The sequence below is a fragment of the Succinivibrio sp. genome (assembly GCF_045124615.1).
Classification (GTDB): Bacteria; Pseudomonadota; Gammaproteobacteria; order Enterobacterales; family Succinivibrionaceae; genus Succinivibrio; species Succinivibrio faecicola.
Genome location: NZ_JBGVMC010000155.1, coordinates 1 through 1,745 on the forward strand (window position 1 = coordinate 1; position 1,745 = coordinate 1,745).

The window sequence follows — 1,745 nt, forward strand, 5'->3', positions numbered from 1 at the left end:
GCTTTACACCTGCTGTAGGAGTTGAAGTTGATGTATTCAGCGCAGAAAACAAGGTAATAGTTTCCAAAAAGGCTGTGCCATTGACTGCAAATGCACCTCACTCAGTTAACAAGGTCGGATATGTTCTGTTAGCTTTCTTCCTAGGTGGCATCGGTATCCACAAATTCTATGCAGGTCACATTCTTCTAGGCTTCATTTATCTTATTTTCTGCTGGACCTTTATACCAGGCTTTATTGCATTTATCGAATTTATCATCGGTCTTTGCAAAACAGCAGATGAAAAAGGAAACATTCAGGTTTAAACCTGTCAAAAGCGCAAGATAAATAACATAAAGCATATGCAGATCCTCACCTGTATATGCTTTTTCGTACTATGCTGGTCAAATTCATGCACCATTTTTTGCTTATGCATATTTTTCGTTCACAAAAAATATGTTTATACCTACAAAAACTAACTGATGTATACTGAAAAAAACTCTTCACTCAAGGACGTAATTTATGAAAAATTTTCTAGATAGGTATTTTTCTATTACAGAAAAGAACAGCACATTCAAAACGGAAATACTAGCTGGACTTACTACCTTCATTACGATGGCCTATATTATTTTCGTAAATCCGTCTATCCTTGAGGTTTCAGGAATACCAAAAGAAGCTGCTATTGCAGCAACACTATGGTCTGCAGCCTTATGTACTCTTGCAATGGGACTTTTTGCAAAACTTCCATATGCAGTTGCACCAGGAATGGGTATCAACGCTTTTTTCTCATTCTATGTCTGTAAAACAGTTGGTCTTTCCTGGCAGACAGCACTTGGTGCAGTATTTATATCTGGTATCGTCTTTTTAATTCTGACCTTAACAAAGCTTCGTGAAAAAATAATTGAATCAGTACCATTAAGCTTGAAATCTGCAATTGTTGTCGGTATTGGTATGTTCATCGCCTTTGTAGGATTCCAAAGTTCAGGTATTGTTGCAAACTCTGATGCAACATTAGTAACACTAGGTCATCTTAGCGATCCTAAGGTTATGCTTACTCTATTTGGTGTTACTTTTATTGCAGTTCTTCTGTACTTAAAAGTTAAGGCAGCAATGCTTATTGGTATCATTGCAACAACTATCATAGGAATGATATTCAATATTACTCCTGCTCCAACTTCAGTTGGCGATGTCGTATCATTCACCATACCATCACTTAAGGAAACTTTCCTTGAGATGGATATATTAGGTGCAGTCAAATACGGTATTGTATCTATCATCTTCACCTTCACTGTTGTTGAACTATTTGACAACATTGGTACACTAATCGGCCTTAGCAAATCATCAGGTTTGATGAGCTTTGAAGGAAAAATAGAAAACGTAGATAAGGCTCTTTTAACTGATTCAACAGGTACAATGCTATCAGCTGCTCTTGGAACCTGCACCGTTACAACATATATTGAATCATCATCAGGTATTCAGGCTGGTGGTAGAACAGGTCTTACAGCAGTAACAGTTGCAGTTTGCTTCTTATTATCATTTATCTTCACGCCACTTGCTGCAATCATACCTGCATTTGCAACAGCACCTGTGCTGATAATCGTAGGTGCGCTTATGCTTTCACATATCAAAAATATTGATTTTAACGATCTGTCAGAGGTAATTCCAAGTTTCCTCATAATTATCATGATGCCTTTAACCTACTCAATTGCAATCGGCTTTGGAATAGGCTTTACCTGCTATTGCATCATGAAGATTTTTTCAGGAAAGAT

Annotated in this window: 2 protein-coding genes; both read left to right on the plus strand. The window is 37.1% G+C overall.

The window, feature by feature from the left end; genetic code table 11:
- Positions 1-302: TM2 domain-containing protein (locus ACJML3_RS04045; RefSeq protein WP_406020849.1), on the plus strand; the 302-nt coding region annotated here is incomplete at its 5' end.
- Positions 303-498: 196 nt separating this feature from the next.
- A partial coding sequence (locus ACJML3_RS04050; protein ID WP_406020851.1) for an NCS2 family permease occupies positions 499-1,745 on the plus strand: 1,247 nt, incomplete at its 3' end.